Raw genomic sequence first — 21,345 nt, forward strand, 5'->3', positions numbered from 1 at the left:
TTTAACTATTCAACCTTTTTTTATAACCTTTCAAAAGCTCAAAGGCATTTAAGGGGGTAATATTGTTAATATCGATACTCTTAATATCTTCAATAATAGACTCCGCATCTGACAAAAGAGTATCAACCACAGATTCATCAAAAAAGATCAATTGTGTATATCTCTTCTTTTTATTGGTAATCTTACCTTTCTTTACTGGAGTAATATCTGTATCTTCTTCTATAATCTTTAAAATCTCTTCTGCTCGATCAATAACCTCTTTTTTTACTCCAGCCAATTTTGCAACATATATCCCATAACTCTTATCGGTCGCACCGGGAACTATCTTTCTAAGAAAGATAACAGAACCGTTAACCTCTTTTACCGCTACATTATAATTCTTTATCCCAGAAAACAAATTTTCTAATTGGGTAAGCTGGTGATAATGCGTCGCAAATAGGGTCTTTGCTTTGATCTTGTTATAGATGTATTCTGAAACTGCCCAAGCTATGCTTAAGCCATCGAAGGTGCTTGTTCCTTTACCGATCTCATCAAGAACGATAAGACTGTGTGGTGTGGCATTAGTAAGAATATTAGCTACTTCACTCATTTCTACCATAAAAGTGCTTTGGCCGGACGTTAAATCATCGTATGCTCCTACTCTTGTAAAAATTCTATCTGTTATAGGAATGGATGCATATTTTGCAGGTACAAAACTGCCCACATGAGCTAATAAAACAATAAGCGCTATCTGTCTCATATAAGTCGATTTTCCAGCCATATTTGGTCCAGTCAAAATTATAAACCGATTATCCTTGTTATCCAGATATACATCGTTAGGAACGAATCTGCCTTTCATATACTTATCTAGTATAGGATGGCGTGCATCCCTGATGATAATCCTACCATCGTTGTTTATCTCGGGTCTTATAAGATCGTTGTCTAAAGCAATAGATGCAAAAGACGATATAGCATCAAGAATACCTATGCATACGGCTTTTTCCTTTAACTCTCTTACATGTCTGCTGATTCTCTCTCTTATATCGAGAAAAAGTTCGTATTCAAGAGAAAATGATTTTTCCTGTGCAGTAAGCACTTTCTCCTCTATCTCTTTCAGCATAGGAGTAACGTATCTCTCCGAATTGACCAGCGTCTGTTTTCGTATGTAATCTTTGGGAATAAGTAAAACGTTCGATTTGCTCACTTCGATATAATACCCAAAGACTGTATTAAATCCAATCTTCAAAGATTTGATACCAGTTCTTTCCCGTTCTTTCTGTTCTAGATCAGTTAACCAGTTCTTTCCTTTTCTAAAAAGCTTCCTTAGTTCATCTAACTTCGTGTTATACCCATCCTTTATAATACCGCCTTCTTTTATAGTAAGAGGGGGGTCCTCTATTATAGATTCTTCTATTAGAGAGATGATATCGTTTAACTCTCCAAGATCGAGTCTTTCTCTAATACCCACCAATTTTTTTGATTTTGCGCGATCTAAGTTCGTTAAAATTGGTGGTAGCTTTTTTAAAGACAATTTAAGATTTATTAAATCTTTTGGTGAGGCAATTTTACACGATAATCGGGAGGATATCCTTTCAAGGTCGATAAAACCATCTAATAAACTTCTAAGATCGTTAAGCAGAATCCGATCGTTGTAAAGTTCTTCTACCGCACACAACCTATTTTCTATCTCCTCTTGTAAGAGAGATGGCATTTGAAGCCATTTATGAATAATACGAGAACCCATCGGGGTTTTTGTATCATCTAAATAATCGAAAATCGATCCTTTTTTTAACCGATCTCTTATATTTTTGAAGATCTCTAAATTTCGGATGGTAGTATCATCCAAAACCATAAAATCAGAAGACGAGTAATATTTAATCTGGACAAGATGATCGAGGATATCAATATATGTAGATTTTAAGTAGGAGATGATAGCACCGCTAATCCGTATAATAAGAGGTTTATCCAGTATTTTAAAAGATTTTAACTCCTCATCGTTAAAATACTCCGATAAAAGTTCGTATCCTCTATCTAAATCAAAAAAAGACCTTTCTTTTTTTTGGATAGTTATATCAATATTACCACCGATATCATTCATCAGCTTCGTCAAGAATGGGCTCATCGGTGAAGGTACGATACACTCGACGGGTGAGAACTTTACAAATTCAGATAAGATCTTTTTACTAAGATCCGATGAATTTAACTCAGTAACATAAAAATCACCGGTAGAGACATCAACAAAAGCCATACTGACAGCCCCATCTTCTTCAAATATAGCAGATAAAAAATTATTGGTCTTTTCATCTAGCATCGATGGTTCTAATATCGTTCCAGGCGTTACAATCCTTGTAATCTCTCTTTTAACGAGACCGTTCGATTCTGCAGAATCTTCCACCTGATTACATACCGCAACCTTATACCCCTTTTTAACCAACTTAAACAGGTAAGACTCTATCGATTTATGAGGTATACCTGCCATCGGTATTTTGTTCCCTTTTTTATCTTTTTGCCGTGAAGTTAAGACGATATCAAGCTCCTTCGATGCGATAACTGCATCATCCTCAAATGTCTCATAGAAATCTCCCATTCTAAACAGGAGAATGGCATCTTTACATTCTTTTTTTATCCGATGGTACTGTTCCATCAAAGGGGTAGTATCTTTTTCCATCTAATACTTAGTTAACATTTTAAAGATATGTAAAAAGGTGCTATGTTGGTTAATTAATAATGCTTCTTTAGTCCTTTAAGGATACCGTCTTCCAATCAACACAGCATAAAAGAGATAAAAAATTGGGTAAATACAAAAAAGGTTATAGAATTTTACAAAATTTGTTTTATCTCCGTAATACGATCTCAATATTGATATCTTTTGGTATTTGAATCCGCATTAATCTTCTGAGTGCTCTTTCATCAGCATCCATATCTATCACCCTCTTGTGAACTCGCATCTCCCAGTGATCCCATGTTGCAGTCCCTTCACCATCAGGACTCTTTCGACATGGGACGACCAATCGCTTTGTAGGCAGTGGGATCGGCCCTCTTATACTAACACCAGTCTTTTCTGCTAAATCCTTTATCTCATTACACAGTCTGTCTAATTCCTTTGAAGAGTTTCCAGATAGACGTATTCTTGCCTTTTGATCCATCTTACCACTTTATATTATTTTTTTAACATCTAAACAGACACCAGCAGCAATAGTCATACCCATATCTCTCACTGCAAATCTTCCCATCTGAGGAATATCTTTTGATTTCTCTATTACAAAAGGACGTGTAGGTTTTAATTTGACTATTGCAGCATCACCTGTCTTTAAAAAGTCAGGATTTTCCTCTGCCACCTGTCCTGTTCGTGGATCTAATTTTTTTTGTAATTCTAAAAAAGTACATGCCACCTGAGCAGTATGACAGTGTATCACTGGCGTATATCCTACCGTAATGGCTGTTGGATGCTGTAATATCACGATCTGTGCCGTAAATTCTTCTGCAACTGTCGGGGGATTATCAGGATGGCCACAGACATCTCCTCTCCGTATATCCTTTCTACTAATACCCCTAACGTTAAATCCAACGTTATCACCAGGTAAAGCTTCTGGTATCTCTTCGTGATGCATCTCGATAGATTTTACTTCACCGACTACGTTAGATGGCTGAAATATTATTTTATCTTCTTTTCTCATCACACCAGTCTCAACTCTTCCGACAGGAACCGTACCTACACCACTGATTGAATATACATCTTGAATAGGTAGTCTTAAAGGCAAGTCAACAGGCAAGACCGGTACCTCTAATGCATTCATCGCATCTATCATTGTTGGGCCATTATACCAAGGCATTTTTTCGCTTTTTTTGATAATATTCTCACCATAAAATGCAGATATTGGTATAAAAGGTATCTTATCTACTTTATAACCGATCATCTTTAAAAGGCTACTTATATCCTTTTTAACCTCATTAAACCTTTTCTCTTCGTAATTTACTCTATCCATCTTGTTTATAGCCACTATTACCTGATTTATACCGATGGTTCTTGATAAGAAGATATGTTCTTTAGTCTGTGCTTGAACACCGTCTTTCGCATCCACGACAAGTATCCCAGCATCGGCCTGGCTCGCACCGGTTATCATATTCTTGACGAAATCTCTATGACCTGGGCAATCTACCACCGTAAAATAATATTTATTTGTTTCAAACTTTTGATGAGAGACATCTATTGTGAGACCTCTTTCTCTCTCCTCTTTTAGGGTATCCATAACCCATGCAAACTCGAAAGAGCCTTTACCTATACTCTCAGCATCTTTTCTATATTTTTCTACAATGTGTTTATCTATAGAATCAGTATCATACAGTAATCTACCGACAAGCGTCGATTTTCCATGATCTACATGACCTATAACTGCTAAATTTAAATGTGGCTTTTTTTCTGGCATATTATTTTTTCCTCCTTTTTATTAAAGACAATCTTTTTGTATTAAAATATTACCAACCGTTGTTATATTTAAAACTATCATAATATATATATCTATACGTAATCGCTGATCTCAGGTATTCTTTCCTTCATACCTTTTCTACGCCTTATATTCATGACTACATCGTTATGTAAACTAGACGGTAATACCTGGAATCCTATGTTCTCGCTATTCCACAACGCTCGTCCCTCGGTTGCAGACCTTATAGACCCTGAAAAACCAAATAACTCTGATACTGGAGCTATTCCTTTTACTACTACATCTCCCTTCTCTGTTTGGATATCCATTACCTGCCCTCTTCTTCCCTGCAACTCCCTTATTATCTCCCCCATGTAATCTTGTGGTGCGCTTATATAAATCCTTTGGATCGGCTCTAGCAATACAGGGTTATCCGACAGGATAGCAGTATATATGGCATTTCGTACAGCAGGTATCACTTGTGCAGGTCCCCTATGGATAGAATCTTCATGTAACTTAACATCGACCAGTTTAACCTTTATACCTTGGCAGGGCTCTTTCGCGAGAGGACCTCCCGACATAACCTCTCTGAATCCTTCTATAATTAATTCCATAGTTTCAGGTAGGTACTGAATACCTTTAGTCATATTTAAAAGAAGGTTATTTCTATACTCATCAACCACTGCTTTTGCCTCATTGCTATTCAATCCGGCATTCATTAAAAGTTTTCTTCGTTCTAGCTCTGGTAGTTTCATAGAAAATGCCCCTGATTTCAATAATTCAACAACAGACTCGCTTAGCGGATCAACCTCCATATAAAACCTGTTATGCCTATTTGGTGATACTCCTTCAGTAGGACCACCTTTAGAGGTTATACCCTCTCTATATACCACGATCGGTTCTGATGTTATAATGGGAACTTTTTTATCCCTCTCTATCTTATGTCCTATAACTTCTAGATGAAGCTCTCCCATACCAGAGATCAAATGTTCTCCGCTCTCCTCATCTATCTGAACCTGGATTGTAGGATCCTCTTTTGATATCTCCCTTAGTACTTCTATCAAACGAGGAAGATCCTTCATATTCTTTGCCTCAACCGCAACAGTGACTACAGGCTCACTAACATGTCTTATTTCCTCAAAAGGAAACATATCTTTAATTGATGAAACGGTCGATCCAACTATAGCATCTTTTAAACCAATAACTGCTATAATGTTTCCTGCAAAGATCTCCTCAATCTCAAACCGATCAGGTCCCATATAGATACCAACCTGTTGAATCTTATTCGTCTTGTTAACACCAGAGATATAAAGCTCCATCCCCCTCTTGATCGTTCCACTGAATAACCTGCCTGTAGCTACTTCTCCAGAATGAGGATCAGGAACGATTTTTGTAACCATAAATACCACAGGTCCGTTTTTATCGCAATTCAACATCGATCTTCCTACATCACTATCCAGATCACCGTGCCAGATTGTAGGAACTCTTCTTTTTTGTGATACCAACGGATTTGGAAGATGCTCTATAACCATATCCAGGATTATATTATATAACCGGCTTTTTTCAGACAGTTCTTCCATCCGTCCAGATCTACAATAATCATAAACCTCATTGAAACCTATTCCTGTCTTTTCTAACATAGGTATGCTTATAGCCCATTTGTATAATGCCGATCCAAACGCGACGGATCCATCAGCTGGATTTATCTTCCATCCACTCTTATACTTCTCTTCTTGTATATTTTTTATGAACTTATTAACTTCTTCTATGACCTTTGCCAGTCGATACTGCATATCTTTTTTATCGATCTTGAGTTCATTTATTAATCGATCGACTTTATTCACGAAAAGCACCGGTTTAACATTCTCTTTCAATGCCTGTTTTAGTACAGTCTCAGTTTGTGGCATCATACCCTCAACCGCATCCACTACAACAATACATCCATCTACTGCCCTCATTGCTCTTGTAACGTCTCCACCAAAATCAACATGCCCTGGAGTATCTATAAGATTGATGAGATAATCTTTATTTGTCTTTTTATGATTGAACAAGATAGATACGTTTGCTGCATTTATAGTTATACCTCTTGCCTGTTCTTCTTCATCATAATCCATATAAAGCGTTTTTCCTGCTAATTCATTTGAAATAAGTCCAGAACCTGCCAGTAGGTTATCAGATAGCGTGGTTTTACCATGATCGATATGTGCGACTATACCGATATTTCTGATCATCTCTGTCTTATCCATCAGCATCTTTATCTTTTCTATTATCTCTTTTCTACTAACCATTTAATTTCACCAATTATTATCGTGATGCTTTAGCAATTCTCTCTCTTTCTTCCTTTTTAGATATGGAATAACATTTTATATCATAATTAGCTGCTGAAATAATCTCCGATGCAAGAAGATCTTCTATACTTCTTTTATTTTTAAATGATGCAATAGATGCCCCTTTTGCGATAAACATCAAAGCTTCATCTATTCTACGTAAAGGTGCCGTATCAACCGATTTTGCTACGGAAAGACCTGCATATTTGAGTTGAACGGTCTCTTCTCTCGGCCCTGCATTGGATATAGCCTTTATCAACATTTGGAGAGGGTTGTTTCCAGTCTTTTCATATATTATATCAAAGGCATCTTTAACGATGTTATATGCTTTTATTTTTTTTCCGGTATTCTTCTCCGTTCTCATAACCTTATTAATGAGTCTTTCCACTATATTTATCTTATATTTGTCCTTTCCTGCATATCTTCCACCCGTATGAGGAACCACTACAGGCCTTAACGAGATATAATTTTTTATACTTGGATCGTCGATAACCACCTCTGCCAAACTCCATTTACCAAACAACTTGATATCGCCCAATAATGCCCATAATTCATCGTCTGCATTTTCGATCATTAGAACACCTTTTACCGAACAGGTTTATTCTTTTTACCCAATGTCAATTCTCTAATCGGGGTATTATTTACTGATATCACTTTAAACTTTACTCCTGGAATATCTCCCATAGATCCACCCATCCGTCCGCCAATCCTTTCGACCAAGACCTCATCATGTTCATCGATAAAACCAATAGCTCCATCGTAAGGGCAGAATGCAGTTATCCACTTTCCATTTTTTACTAATTGAACCTTAACCGCCTTACGTATAGCAGAGTTTGGTTGTTTTGCCTCAATTCCTACTTTTTCCAAGACTATCCCTCTTGCCTGTGGAGCGCCACCTAAAGGATCTATCTTACTTCGCTCAATCTTACTTTTTCTCTCCTTTCTAAATTTTTTTCTATCATTCTTTAATTTTCTCGCACTATACATTCCTTTACCCATAATAATCCTCTTTTTTTAATTTATTACGATTGTATCGATTGAATGATGCCTTCTAGCAAGTTTTATTGCTTTTTTTACTCTTTTACCATTTTTACCAATTGCTAATCCTTTATTTTCTGATGAAACCTCAACAAACGCTATTTTTCTATTTTTATCATCAGAAATATTTATTTTTTTAATATGAACCGGATAAAATGATTTTTTAATAAATTCTTCCACATTCTCAGAATATTCTATAACTTCTATCGGTATATTAAGCGTTTTTTTGACCTTATTTATGTTTGTTCCACCTTTACCAATCGCCGCTCCCATATCTCCGCTCTCTATAACAAAGATAATGGATTCGTCATCTATAATACAGTCGATCACCTTTGCATTTGTTATCTGCTCAAAAAGAGCAATGTATCTAAGCTCTTCTGTATTTAGCTTTATATCCAAAAAATTCACCTATCTTTTAAATGTTCGTATCTTCTTTAACCACAACCAGAGTGGATATAAAGAATGGTTTACCACATATAACTCCTAAATCTACATTATTTCCGTCAAAATCATAAACTGGAACATTTTTTGCCTCTTTTTTTATAATTTTCCTCTGTTTTTCTGGACAGTTTTGTGATATTACAATATATTCAGCCTTATCATTTTTCAAACATTTTAATGTCTGTTTATATCCCATAAACACTTTTTTAGACTTTATTGCAGCATTTAAAGATTTCTTAATATCCATACAGTTATTCACCCTTCTAATTAATACACTCTTCTTTAATCATTAATTTTACATTACCTGTACCCACTTTAACAGGAATACCTACAATTATATTCTCTACAACACCAGCCAGATTATCAGTATCTCCTTTTACAGCAGATTTCAACAGATTTAATGTTGTAATCTCAAAAGCTGCCCGTGATAAAACACTGCTTTTACTTCCTGCCACACCATGCCGTCCTATTGGTTTTAAATCTCCATCTACCGTCATAGCATCAGCTATAAGCATAATATGTCTTATATCTACATCCAATCCCTGTTCTCCGATAGTATCCGTTATCTCATTTATTACAGCGCGTCTTGCACCTTCTATACCTAATACCTCCTCTATCTCTCTTATATTATTCGTCGTCGTTCTATACGGATCTACCCCTTTTATCTTCATAACGTCCATCAAATTTGATCCCTCCGTATATAAAACATATTCGTCACCTTCTTTCCTGATTACCACTCTTGTTATCTCATTTATACCTTTTAAAACGATTTTATTAAGTTTTTCTTCCAATTTATGAAGCTCTTTGAACGATCTTTCGCTTGGCCTAATCTTTAACTGTAACCCATCTACCTCTATATTAATTTTTTTTCCAGTACTGAGTTTTGATAATATATCTTCTACAGTTAAAACACGTTTCTCGAGTGATTCTTTATCTAGATCTATAACTATCTCCATTAAATCAAGATTCGTAGATATAGAACCTATATCTCTAAGTGTAGTCCGTTCTATATCTACCGCAAGTTTTTTTGCAAAATCTCTATTATTAGAGAGACCTTTTTCAATCTTTATTGTCATAATTGGTGTAGCAGGTTTTTTTCTAACATCCAAAATCTCTATCAGACGAGGAAGACCTAGTGTAACGTTTATCTCTGCTACACCAGCATAATGAAAGGTACGCATAGTCATCTGTGTACCAGGTTCTCCTATACTTTGTGCTGCTACAGTACCTACTGCCTCGTAAGGATCCACCAGTGCTTTTTTATACCTCTTTTTTATCGTATCTACGATTTTATAGAACCTTTCTTCATCCAAATCCCTGTCTTTTATCTCATCTTCAAGATTTTTTAGCAATTTATCTGGTAACACTCCTTTAAGCTCATTGATCTTTTTTAAAATATCAGAACGTTTAATAATCTTTCCAGAGATCATTCTTCCCCCATTATAAAATTTACTATCTTTTTTACATCGACCGCTTCTCCATAATCGCTTTTCATAGGATCCACTCCATCCTCACCATATTTAAATTGAACTATAACATTATCCGTTCCTCTAACCGTCCTATCTTCATCTACTTTTAAATCCTGTAAAGCATTTATAAGCCTTCGTTGTAGATATCCACTCTGAGAAGTCCTTACTGCAGTATCGACTAAACCCTCTCTCCCACCAACCGCATGGAAAAAAAATTCTGTTGGAGATAGTCCTTTTTTATAATTAGATTTTACAAATCCTTTTGCTTCGGCGCTTAGATCACCTTTTTTAAAATGAGGCAATGCTCTTCCATTGTAACCTCTAGAAATTCTTTCTCCTCGCACGGATTGTTGTCCTATACATGCCACCATCTGAGTCAAATTTAATATGGATCCCCTTGCACCAGATATAGCCATAATTACTCCAGGATTATCCCGTCCTAAATGCTTACTAGCAACAAGACCCGATTTATCCCGTGCCTTACTTAACAACTGCATTATCCGTATCTCCAGAGTCTCTTCCAACGTTCTACCTGGCAGAGGTTCTAATTGATGATTATCATAAGAGATTATATTTTTTTCAATCTCCATACGGGCATCTCTTATTATCTCTTTTATCTCATTAACCGCTTCTTCTGGTATATCTTCGTCATCTATCCCAAAACTAAATCCAAAATAAGAAATACTGTTTAGCGAAAGATGAGTCAGATTATCCAAAAATTGTCTGCCAATATCTCCACCGTATTCTTTTATAATCGTATCGAATATCTTTCCTTTAATGGTACCTACGCCTACATCATCAATAATTCCACTTAGAAGATTTCCATCTTTAATACATACGTAGGCATCATTTGGACAATCCATCTTTTTACATTTAGCACAGTTTTGGCATACCCCAGCTCTATACTCTAAATTAATAGAATTAGGTAAGATTATGCTGAATATTTGTTTTCCGGTTATATACTCATCTTCATCATTATCGAAGAGGTTAATATTAATCTTTGATGAGTCGAAAAATTCATTTTGAGAGTCATCATAGAAAGTTATCCCTTTTAAAAGGAAAGAAGCGGCCTTTTTACTAATTTTTCGCTCTTTCTCTGTTAGAATAAAGATACCTGTAATATGATCATGAATACCGCCAATGATAGGACCACCAAACCTTGGCGAGATCATATTATTTTCTACACCCATTATAATCTCTGCCTCCGCTCTAGCCTCATCTGATTGTAAAACATGGAGATTCATCTCATCTCCATCAAAATCGGCATTGTATGGATGACATACTGCAGGATTTAATCTAAAAGTATTACCTGGAAAAACCTTGACCTTATGAGCCATCATACTCATTCTATGCAATGAGGGTTGCCTATTAAACAATACTAAATCCCCATCGATAAGATGTCTCTCTATAACCCAATAAAGATCGATTTCATCTGATAACTCATCTTTGGTCTTATCTGTAATTTTTATTCTCTCGCCATTTGGCTTTATTACATAATTTGTGCCTGGATACTCATCACCACGTAATAGAAATTTTTTGATCATCTCGATATTTAAATTGTTAACCACAACAGGAATAGTCAATTCTTTTGCTATTTTTAATGGAACACCTACCTCATTTATCTTTAAATTTGGATCTGGAGATATTACAGCTCTAGCAGAAAAATTTACCCGTTTACCAGAAAGATTACCTCTAAATCTTCCCTCCTTACCTTTTAATCGTTGAGATAGAGTCTTTAAAGCACGTCCACTTCGATGTCTTGCAGGAGGAATACCAGACGTCTCGTTATCGAAGAATGTTGTTACATGATATTGCAGAAGTTCCCAAAGATCTTCAATAATCAATTGCGGAGCACCTACCTCTTTATTTTCTTGAAAACGTTGATTTATTCTTATTATGTCTACTAACTTATGTGTTAAATCATCTTCCGACCTCTGACTGCTTTCAAGCGTTATTGAGGGTCTTACTGTTACTGGAGGAATTGGTAAAACCGTTAAAACCATCCACTCTGGTCTAACATTCTCCGAATCAATTCCTAACAACTCTAAATCTTCGTTAGGTATCCTTTCTAACCTATCTCTTACCTCCGCCGGTGATAATTTCTCTCCTTCTTGATTTTTCTCATCACTCTCCCTATAACTTGTAGGTTTTTCAAATTTTATAATTTTTTGTTCTTCGCCGCAATAAGGGCAGATCTTAGTATTGGAGGATTCTTTGAGAATATTTTTAATTATTTCTTCGTCATCTTGCCCTATCTCTTTGTATTGTTTCAGATTATCAAGAAAATCTTTTTTAGATTCTTCGGATAATAATAATCTACCACAATGTCTACAGGTACTTTTAAGTATCCTTGCAATCAAATTGGAAAATCCGACATGGATTACTGGTACGGACAGTTCTATATGACCAAAATGACCCTGGCATTCCCCAACTTTTCCACCACAAGTCTTACATATAAGACCTGGATCTATAACACCAAGATGTTGATCCATCAATCCTTTCTCTATAGGATATCCATCCTTGTCATACGTCTCTGCAGTTATAATCTTTACTGCACTCATCTTTCTTATTTCAGAGGGGGATAATATGCCAAATTTTATTTTTCCTATCTTTTTAATACTCATTATCCAAAACTCCTATCATCTAGACCTCATCTTCTAATACAAGCCTTGGAGCAATTCCTAAAGATTTCATCTCATCTAATAATAATTTAAAAGCATAACTCATCTCTACAGGATAAATATCGGCATCTTTGCCACAGATTGGACAAAAATTAGTATTTCTTCTCTTATCAAAGAAGGTTACCATACCACATCTATTACATACCAACACAGTAACTTTATCCGACTCGTCAAGGAGTCTATCCTTTAATACAAGTGCACTACCATAACCAATCAGCACATCTCGTTCCATCTCTCCAAATCTGAGACCACCTTCTCTCATTCTTCCTTCTGTCGGTTGTCTTGTCAAAATCTGCACGGGACCCCTCGATCTTGCATGTAGTTTTAAATTACTCAAATGATACAATCTTTGATAATATATAACTCCGACAAAGATGTCTGCCTCCATAATATCGCCGGTTATTCCATTGTACATTCGTTCCTTTCCGGTATGGGAAAAACCGTTCTCCATTAAAAGTTTTCGTAAATCTTTCTCTCTCTCACCATAAAAAGCCGTTCCATCGATAATTCTACCTTCTAAAGAACCGGCTTTTCCACCGATCATCTCCAAGATGTGACCTACCGTCATCCTGCTTGGCAATGCATGCGGGTTTATTATTAAATCTGGTGTGATACCATCTGTCGTGAATGGCATGCTCTCTTGAGGTATTATAAAACCTACAACACCCTTCTGACCATGTCTTGATGCGAATTTGTCTCCCAATTCAGGGATATATTGCTTTCTAACCTTTATCTTTGCAAGTTTAGCACCGTTTATACTCTCGGTTAATAAAACTGTATCGACCACTCCATCTTCATTATTTCTTACAGTAACAGATGCCTCTTTTCTTTTTTGTGTAGAAATTTCTGTAAAATCAGGAGATTCTTCTAAAAATCTTGGAGGACTTGTTTTGCCGATTAAAACATTGTTCTCTCTTACATCAATCTCAGGAAATATCAATCCATCCTCATCTAAAAAGGAATAAGCTTCTCTTTCCCGTACACCTCTTACTTCTGGATCAGGAATCTCGAATATCTCTTTTTGTCCACCAGGGTATCGATTTTCCTCACTTTCATAGCTCCTAAAGAAGTGTATTCTTGCTAATCCTCTTTCTATAGATCCTTTATTCAATATAATGGCATCTTCTATGTTATATTCATACGATAAAACAGCAACCACGAAATTCTGCCCTGCCGGTCTCTCGCTAAAACCGACATTATCAGAAATTTTTGTTTTGACGATCGGTAATTGTGAATAATGAAGATAATAACCACGTGTATCCAGCCTTAGTTTTAGATTTGCTGCTGGAAAGCCAAGAGATTGCTTCATCATAGCACAACCCATAGTATTTCGTGGAGAAGAGTTGTATTCTGGGAAAGGAATCATTCCAGTAAAGACTCCTAAAAACAGAGGTGTTGCCATCTCCAAGTGCGTATGTTCATCTGTTAAATCAGCCTCGTCGATTGCTATATATGCGTTCTCCTCCTCATCAGCATCAAGGTATTCTATCAACCCTGCTTTAATTAGATCATCGAATCTTTTCTTTTTATCCTCTAGATCTTTGATATCTTCATTGGTTAAAAGCGGCTTACCATCTTTTATGATTATTAATGGTCTTCTAACTCGTCCGTTATCTGTATTTATCACAACCTCTTCGTTAATAAAAGCGATATTTAATTCGGAAGAGATTATACCTTGTCGTCTAAGATCTTTAACCTTATCGATAAAATTTAAAGGATCGGTGCTAAAACCGATCATCTTCCCATTCAGAGATACGGCATAATTATTGTCTTTATTATATACGTTAGAGTATGTAATCGGCTCCAGTCCTAATGTAACTAATAATTCTTTTAAATTCTCTTCTTCCTCCTCGTTGATACCTATAGAAATTACAGCACTCTGTGAAAGGTTCTTGACTAGACCACAATTAGGCCCTTCAGGCGTCTCTATTGGACAAATTCTTCCCCAATGTGTACCATGAAGATCTCTTGCCTCAAAATGTGGTTGAGATCTTGTTAAAGGAGATAAAACTCTTCTAAGATGAGATATAGAAGAGATATAATTTGTTTTATCCAGTAACTGAGATACTCCGCTCCTATTACCTATCCAATTGCCAGTAGACATCGAATGAAATATTCTATCGCTCAATAAATCGGATCTTATTATAGTAGATAACCTCAAGTCTCTACCTCTTATCTTGGTCTTTTCTAGTTGATATTTAATGTCTTTTAACAATCTTGAGAAAGACGACCTAAACAGATCTTCTAACAAATCTCCAACCAGTTTTAACCTTTTGTTGGCGTAATGATCTTTATCATCCACGTTTTTTCTTCCTAAAGAAAGTTTAATGGACATATTTGCCATTTTCCCCAAAAAAAAGGCTTTTTTTATCCTATCATCTTCCAAATGTGGCAATATTCTATCAAGAACGTACTCCACCCTTTTAATCCTATATTCTTTCGGTTGTCCTGGAGCTAATCTTTTACCAATCTCGTCTATAGCCTCATCCTTTGTCTTTGATTCGTCCAAATTTTCAAGTACAACTTTAGTTGTCTCTGGGCTATCAGCTATCAAATTAACAATTTCTTCATCCGTCTCTATACCTAAAGCTTTTATAAAAGTAATAAAATTCTCTTTTTTTGGCAGAAAAGGTGATTTTATATATAATATAGATTTTTTATCTTTTTCTACAATAATCCTTGATCTATATCCTTTTTTTTGCGAAATAACTTCTGCATAATCTACAGTACCATTATCTGACACATCTTGGCCTAAAAATATTTTGTTTGGAGCAAGATCTTCCAACGTCATTACTACCCTTTCGATACCATTTATGATAAAATAACCACCGGGGTCGTTGGGATCCTCTCCCTTTTTTATAATTTCTTCATCGGTCAAATTGTGAAGATTGCAATAATCAGATCGTAACATAATTGGCATATAACCAATCTCAACGTCTTTTTTATCTAACATATCTCCATTATCAAACAGAGCCATTTCCAAATAAAGTGGTGCCGAATAAGATATTCCTCTTATACGACAATCCATAGGGTATAAATCGGTTATAGAGCCATCAACCTCCCTGAAAATGGGTTTTCCTATACGAATATTTCCTAATTTTACATATAATCCCTCTATCGCAGTATCAATCTCACCAAACTCGTTTACTACATCTTGCAGTCCTTCCTTAATGAATTTATTGAAAGATTCGATATGATGCGCACCTATTCTATCGCGTGTAAACCATTCTTTATATAAAACATCACGAGCTAAAGGCTCGTGAGCTTCAAATCTTTGATTTGAAACATCTCTATTTAAAATAGTAGATTCCTCCTTATATTACCAATCTAAAAAATTCCGATTGCCCAGCAGTCTCACTCTCACGTATTATCTTTATAATATCACCCGGTTTGGCACCTATCTCTCTTACTGCAGGATCGCTCATCTTGATTTTTGGCAACATTCTCTTATCTATATTGTAAGTTTTTAATACTTGTATAGCCTCTTCTTCGCTTAATAATATATGTTTTGGCACTAATTCGTGATTAAAAAGACTAAACTTCAAAATGATCTCCTCCTGTAGATGACAAAAATGGCGGGCTCGAGGGGAATTGAACCCCTGACCACCTGGTTAAAAGCCAGGTGCTCTGCCTAACTGAGCTACGAGCCCTTAAAGATATAAGAGTTAACATAGTATGCTAAGTATATAAAGATTTCTAAGATCAAAAATCTCCAATTTTTAGGATTTGAAAACAAATGTTACGAATCCTTGTCCATTGCAAATCGAAGATTCTGCTTTGTTATATGTTATACCTATGTCTGTTCCTTAATTCCTCTTTCTTTGCCTCGTTCCAGCCGCTTACAGCCTGAAGATAACCTGTAACTCGTGATAGATATTCGAGGTTTTTACCTCCACATACAGGGCAAGAATCCAATATCCCACCTGAAACGGTATAATCATCTAAACAGATCGTCATATCTTTTGTAAATGCAAAATAACCTATCGGTGTATTTTTGGCAATCTTTAATGTTAAACTTTTTAATCCTTTCGGATTAGGTGCTTTTTCTCCTAAGAAGATATGAAAGATGTTTCCACCATCAAGAATTGGGAAAAACTTCTCTTCTATTTTAATTTTTTTAAAAAGATCTATATTCGCACTCTCACTAACATGCGTACCATTCGTATAATATATAGGAAGATCTCTATTTTTAGGATCCTTTTTTAATAGATCCAATGCCTTACCGACGTCTCCTTTGAGGACAGAAAATATCGCAGATCCATACTTAATCAAATCAGATACTGCAAACCTCTGTGCACAAGTCTCTGCAGGAGTCCTTGCAAGAACTATCTCAAAACCATACTTTTTACTAAGCTCTTTACAATAAATCTTCATCTTATTCATCGTTAAAACAGCCAACCTAACCGCATCTTCCGACTCATGGAGCTGATAACCAGTATGATACTGCACCATCTCGTTTATCCCAACCACCCCGATGATACATACTAATTTATCAATATCTACAGCCATAGCACCACTCTTGTCCGGACGTTGTGTAGCAAAAGGCATCCTTCCTTTACTCACTATATCCCTTATCCAACTCCATTTAATCTTGAATATCTCTGCTGCCTTATCCATCAAACTATATAAATTATTGAAGAGGAGATTATCGTCGCCATTAGCATTGTAAGCTGCCCACGGACAGTTTAGAGAGATAACCTGTAGAGATCCAAGATTGAAATGTTTTCCATTCTCGAACCTAATCTTTTCATTGAATTCAGAATCTGTTTTTGCATTCGAATTAAACTGATACGCACAGCATTGATAACAACTTATACCTTCTCCTCCTCCCCTATACTCGGGTAATTGATTATCAAAATAAGGTGTGCCAAATTTTGCTGCTAATTGGAAGGACAGATCGTATAGATCATCATAAGTCGGAAGATCTGGATGATCCTTATCAAACTTCTTGACAAAATCATCAGGATCTAAAAACTGTTTTTCCAAAGAAATTTCAGGTTTTGGAAAATTAAACGGCTTACCCCAATAATCTCCTTCCAGCATTACTTCCATCAATGCTTTGAAGCTTAGTCTTACCTCTCTCTCAAAATTTTTATACTTTTTATCATGCCAGATCTTACCTTTATAAACAACGTCTACGTCTCTCCATATTTTTGGAACGCCTGGTGTAAGCTGCACGCTACTGAATACAATCTGACCACCTCTAGCAACCATCATTTGTGTCATCTCGTATGTAAACATCTGCATTAACTGTTTAATCTCGTCATATTCCAGATTTTCAAAATAAGGTGCTAAAAAAGTCAAGAAATTATAAAACCCTTGACCACCAGCAAAATTGGTTTGTGCGCTCCCTAATGCTTTTACTGCGTGTAAAACAGCCACTTCGGGGCGTTTAGCTGGACCAGCAACGGAAGATTTCGTTCCGACACCATCAGGCATAAGCCCGTAATATAAAAAGTATCTTAAGTCCCAATCTTGACAGAAAGCTCTCGTTCCAAAATATTCCAAGTCGTGGATATGTATATTCCCACTTAGATGAAGATCTGCCAATTCCTGTGGAATGGATAATAGATATTGCTCTTTACAAATCTTATCGGCTTTCTTTTTATGTGAAGTTTCTGCATTGTTCTGTAGATTAGCATTCTCCCTCGCCTCAAACCCGTTACCATAATCTATCTCATGCGCATCATAAACAGGCATTCCGACCCTAGTCAGTACGTTTCTCCATTCAGCCCGCCCTCTTTCGAGGAGGATAATATTGACAATCTCCCTGATCAACGGTCCGCTTAAAAATTTAAGCTGCATCTTTTTAATTCTTTTTTCCGCCTCAATAGCTATTTCTTCAGCCTCTTCTTTACTGCAAGGCTCAATTCCGTAAAATTCCTCGGCTAATTTCGTCTCACGCACCAATTGATCTACTATATTGGTTCTATCCCATTTCAAAATATGTCCATCGGTAGTTCTAACATCAGGCAGAACCAAGGTTCCTGCACCTCCTTGTGAAGAACATTTTGTTTTCATTATTATAAATCCTCTGAGCAATTTGTGATTTTACGAGTTGCTTAAAAAATCAAAGATTTTTAGTCCACGAATCGAAGATTCGTGATATTTCTTGAGAAAGATTATTCTGTTTATCAAAGATTTGATCATGCGTATAATATCTACCATCGATAAACAAGACAGGCCCCTCTTTTACATATACACCATCCATTATTAGATCGGTCATACAATCTGGATCTTCCATATCAAGCTCCTTAAATGGAATACCAACCGATCTTATCTTATCTTTAAGTATCTTACAATGAGGACAATTCGGCAGAGTAAATATTTTGATAACCATTACTACGAATCAAAGATTTTCAATGTAATAATTATCTATACTAACATCGTATCTACTATGATATACTCTTTAATCGACTTAACAGCTTTAAATGGGATCAAAATTAGATCTCCATCTACACGATATTTTTTTGTATTTAAAGTTTTATTCGGTTGAACGACAAGGTCTATTATATCACCGGTATCTGAATCTACCGTAAGGTTGTAAAGATGACCGATCATCCTTCCATCTTGACTAATAATCTCTTTATTAGATAGAGATTTTGCAAATATAATCATTTTTTAACCCCATTCACTTATTTAATATCTTTGATATCTCTTTTTCTCTCTTTAAAAAATTATCGATATCCAACATATAAAGATGCATCTTCTCTACTAATCCTACTTTTAAATTTCTTCTCAATTTCTAGATAATAATTCATAGTTGAATCATCTATACTCGGTTTTATTTTATCTAAAATAGCCAAAAAGTGACGTTTTTCAACTTTTTTAGATCGTATATTCTCTTTATTTGCAAATGTTTCTCTTATCACTAGAATAGCCGCCTCTCTACAGATAAGTTCTATATCAGATCCAACATAATTTTCGGTATATTCTGCAAGCTCATCTAAATCTACGTCGCTTGCGAGAGGCATATTTTTTGTATGTATCTTAAATATCTCTTTCCTTGCTGCCTTATCCGGCACTCCAATAAAGATAGATCGGTCAAATCTTCCTGGTCTTAAAATAGACGGATCTACAAGATGTGGCATATTGGTAGCGGCAATCACTACAACGTTCTCCATATTTTCCATTCCATCTAACTCAGTCAATAATTGATTTACTACTCTTTCAGATACTCTGCTATCCATGACCATTCCGCGTACTGGCGCTATGGCATCTATCTCATCAAAAAAGATCACACTTGGGGCAACCTGTCTTGCTTTTTTAAAAACCTCTCGTATAGCCTTCTCACTCTCACCAACCCATTTAGACAATAATTCTGGACCTTTTATGCATATAAAGTTTGCTCCGGACTCGGTAGCAACAGCCTTGGCAAGTAAAGTTTTACCAGTTCCCGGTGGACCGTATAAAAAGATATTTTTTATTGGTTTTATGCCCATATGTTCAAATACCTCAGGATTATTTAAAGGAAGTTCTACAGCTTCTTTAATCTCCATTTTAGCTATATCTAAGCCTCCGATATCACTCCATCTTATGTTAGGAATCTCAATTATTATCTCACGCAACGCACTCGGTTCTACCTCTTTTAAAGCCTCCTTTATATCATCTGCTGTAATTTCTATGTTATCCAATATCTCTGAAGGTATCTCTTTCTCATCAAGGTTCATCTGTGGTAAATATCGTCTTAAAGTAATCATTGCTGCCTCTTTCACTACTGCTTGTATATCTGCACCTACAAATCCATACATTTGATCGGCTATACTATCTAAGTTTATATCTTTAGCCAAAGGCATTTTTCTTGTGTGTATCTTTAAAATCTCTTTTCTACCGTTTTTATCCGGTACACCGATCTCAATTTCTCTATCAAACCGTCCTGGTCTTCTCAATGCGGGATCTATTGCTCCTATCCTGTTAGTTGCTCCTATAACAACAACGTTACCTCTCTCCTCAAGACCATCCAGCAAGCTTAACAATTGAGCAACAACTCGATGCTCTACCTCCCCCGTTACCTCTTCTCTTTTCGATGCGATAGAATCAAGCTCATCTATAAAGATGATGGATGGTGCATTCTTTCGTGCATCCTCAAATATCTTTCGAAGTTGTTTCTCACTCTCCCCATAATACTTGTTCATGATCTCCGGCCCTGCAATAGAGAAGAAATTTGCTCCGGACTCGGTAGCAACAGCCTTGGCAAGTAAAGTTTTACCAGTTCCCGGTGGACCATGTAGAAGAATACCTTTCGGTGGTTCAATACCAAGTTTAATAAAGACCTCAGGATGTTTGATAGGTAACTCTATCATCTCTCTTACTTTTTGTATATGTCTATCTAAACCTCCAATATCTTTATAAGTTATTTTTCTCTCTTTTATCAGAGCTTCATTACTCAATAATCTATCCATAAATATCAACTTTGTATCTTTTGTTATCAAGACTGCCTCATTGGGTGGTTTTGTAGAGACTACGATCAAAGATATTATCTTTCCTCCAACCATGAAACCAGAACTAATCATTCCTATAGAAGACACTACTATAGGAACTATATCGCCTGCTATTACAACCTTGCTTAAAAGCTGTCTTTTTACCACTTCTAAATACTCTGACGAGCTAAAATAGGTGTTTTCTGATATTTGGTTTGATAAAACGACCTCTTCTGCATTTTTAGCATCTATTTTTCTTATAGTTACTCTATCTTCAATACTTACATCGGCATTTTTTTGGATATACTCATCTATTCGTATTATCCCTTTACCCCAATCTTGTCCGGCTAATCTCCAAACTTTTGCTACGGTCCTCTTTCTTCCAATGATCTCTATAACATCTCCTGGAAAGAGATGCAATTCATCTAATGTTTGAGGATCCAATCTTGCAATACCTTTACCTATATCATTAGTGTATGCTTTAGAGACTATTAATTCTTTTTCATTCATGATACATCAACATAATCTTTATATTTGGCTTTGCATAATCGATTTAAAGATCTTCA

16 protein-coding genes and 1 tRNA gene are annotated in these 21,345 nt (G+C 35.9%); all 17 read right to left on the reverse strand.

Translation table 11 applies throughout. The features are described 5' to 3' along the window. Nucleotide 1 precedes the first annotated feature (1 nt). The gene (mutS, locus tag LPC15_RS04685; RefSeq protein ID WP_229234221.1) at nucleotides 2–2,647 is read right to left on the reverse strand and encodes a DNA mismatch repair protein MutS; all 2,646 of its coding nucleotides are present in this window, start codon (nucleotides 2,645–2,647) and stop codon (nucleotides 2–4) included. A 166-nt stretch (nucleotides 2,648–2,813) separates the two neighbouring features. Beyond that, nucleotides 2,814–3,125: a 30S ribosomal protein S10 gene (gene rpsJ, locus LPC15_RS04690; protein WP_229234222.1), complete on the reverse strand. Its 312-nt coding sequence runs from the start codon at nucleotides 3,123–3,125 to the stop codon at nucleotides 2,814–2,816. A 9-nt stretch (nucleotides 3,126–3,134) separates the two neighbouring features. Beyond that, on the reverse strand, nucleotides 3,135–4,406 hold the full coding sequence (gene tuf, locus LPC15_RS04695; RefSeq protein ID WP_229234223.1) for a translation elongation factor EF-1 subunit alpha: 1,272 nt from the start codon (nucleotides 4,404–4,406) through the stop codon (nucleotides 3,135–3,137). A gap of 92 nt (nucleotides 4,407–4,498) precedes the next feature. Next, the gene (locus LPC15_RS04700; protein WP_229234224.1) at nucleotides 4,499–6,691 is read right to left on the reverse strand and encodes an elongation factor EF-2; all 2,193 of its coding nucleotides are present in this window, start codon (nucleotides 6,689–6,691) and stop codon (nucleotides 4,499–4,501) included. A 16-nt stretch (nucleotides 6,692–6,707) separates the two neighbouring features. Then, the gene (locus tag LPC15_RS04705) at nucleotides 6,708–7,304 is read right to left on the reverse strand and encodes a 30S ribosomal protein S7 (protein ID WP_229234225.1); all 597 of its coding nucleotides are present in this window, start codon (nucleotides 7,302–7,304) and stop codon (nucleotides 6,708–6,710) included. A gap of 11 nt (nucleotides 7,305–7,315) precedes the next feature. Further along, nucleotides 7,316–7,729: a 30S ribosomal protein S12 gene (locus LPC15_RS04710; protein WP_229234226.1), complete on the reverse strand. Its 414-nt coding sequence runs from the start codon at nucleotides 7,727–7,729 to the stop codon at nucleotides 7,316–7,318. Between the two features lie 15 nt (nucleotides 7,730–7,744). Then, nucleotides 7,745–8,167: a NusA-like transcription termination signal-binding factor gene (locus tag LPC15_RS04715; RefSeq protein ID WP_229234227.1), complete on the reverse strand. Its 423-nt coding sequence runs from the start codon at nucleotides 8,165–8,167 to the stop codon at nucleotides 7,745–7,747. Between the two features lie 16 nt (nucleotides 8,168–8,183). Next, nucleotides 8,184–8,456, reverse strand: coding sequence for a 50S ribosomal protein L30e (locus LPC15_RS04720; RefSeq protein WP_229234228.1), 273 nt, complete (start codon nucleotides 8,454–8,456; stop codon nucleotides 8,184–8,186). Between the two features lie 16 nt (nucleotides 8,457–8,472). Beyond that, on the reverse strand, nucleotides 8,473–9,639 hold the full coding sequence (gene rpoA2, locus LPC15_RS04725; RefSeq protein WP_229234229.1) for a DNA-directed RNA polymerase subunit A'': 1,167 nt from the start codon (nucleotides 9,637–9,639) through the stop codon (nucleotides 8,473–8,475). Beyond that, a complete protein-coding gene (locus LPC15_RS04730; RefSeq protein ID WP_229234230.1) occupies nucleotides 9,636–12,302 on the reverse strand; it encodes a DNA-directed RNA polymerase subunit A' in 2,667 nt (888 codons plus the stop codon). The genes rpoA2 and LPC15_RS04730 overlap by 4 nt, the downstream gene beginning before the upstream one ends. 19 nt (nucleotides 12,303–12,321) lie before the next feature. Further along, nucleotides 12,322–15,660 (reverse strand): DNA-directed RNA polymerase subunit B, encoded by a 3,339-nt coding sequence (locus LPC15_RS04735; RefSeq protein ID WP_267496975.1) that lies wholly within the window; start codon nucleotides 15,658–15,660, stop codon nucleotides 12,322–12,324. A 13-nt stretch (nucleotides 15,661–15,673) separates the two neighbouring features. Next, complete coding sequence (locus LPC15_RS04740) at nucleotides 15,674–15,910, reverse strand: DNA-directed RNA polymerase subunit H (protein ID WP_420709503.1); 237 nt, start codon at nucleotides 15,908–15,910, stop codon at nucleotides 15,674–15,676. Between the two features lie 22 nt (nucleotides 15,911–15,932). After that, nucleotides 15,933–16,009 (reverse strand) — tRNA-Lys (locus LPC15_RS04745). A gap of 130 nt (nucleotides 16,010–16,139) precedes the next feature. Beyond that, nucleotides 16,140–18,380: an anaerobic ribonucleoside-triphosphate reductase gene (nrdD, locus tag LPC15_RS04750; RefSeq protein WP_229234232.1), complete on the reverse strand. Its 2,241-nt coding sequence runs from the start codon at nucleotides 18,378–18,380 to the stop codon at nucleotides 16,140–16,142. A 49-nt stretch (nucleotides 18,381–18,429) separates the two neighbouring features. After that, on the reverse strand, nucleotides 18,430–18,699 hold the full coding sequence (locus LPC15_RS04755) for a glutaredoxin family protein (protein ID WP_229234233.1): 270 nt from the start codon (nucleotides 18,697–18,699) through the stop codon (nucleotides 18,430–18,432). Between the two features lie 35 nt (nucleotides 18,700–18,734). Then, nucleotides 18,735–18,977, reverse strand: coding sequence for a PRC-barrel domain-containing protein (locus LPC15_RS04760; protein ID WP_229234234.1), 243 nt, complete (start codon nucleotides 18,975–18,977; stop codon nucleotides 18,735–18,737). A 59-nt stretch (nucleotides 18,978–19,036) separates the two neighbouring features. After that, nucleotides 19,037–21,289 carry a CDC48 family AAA ATPase gene (locus LPC15_RS04765; protein WP_229234235.1) on the reverse strand — a complete coding sequence of 751 codons (2,253 nt, stop codon included), beginning with the start codon at nucleotides 21,287–21,289 and terminating at the stop codon, nucleotides 19,037–19,039. Between the last annotated feature and the right edge of the window lie 56 nt (nucleotides 21,290–21,345).

This window comes from Candidatus Methanoliparum sp. LAM-1 (assembly GCF_020885915.1).
Classification (GTDB): Archaea; Halobacteriota; Methanoliparia; order Methanoliparales; family Methanoliparaceae; genus Methanoliparum; species Methanoliparum thermophilum.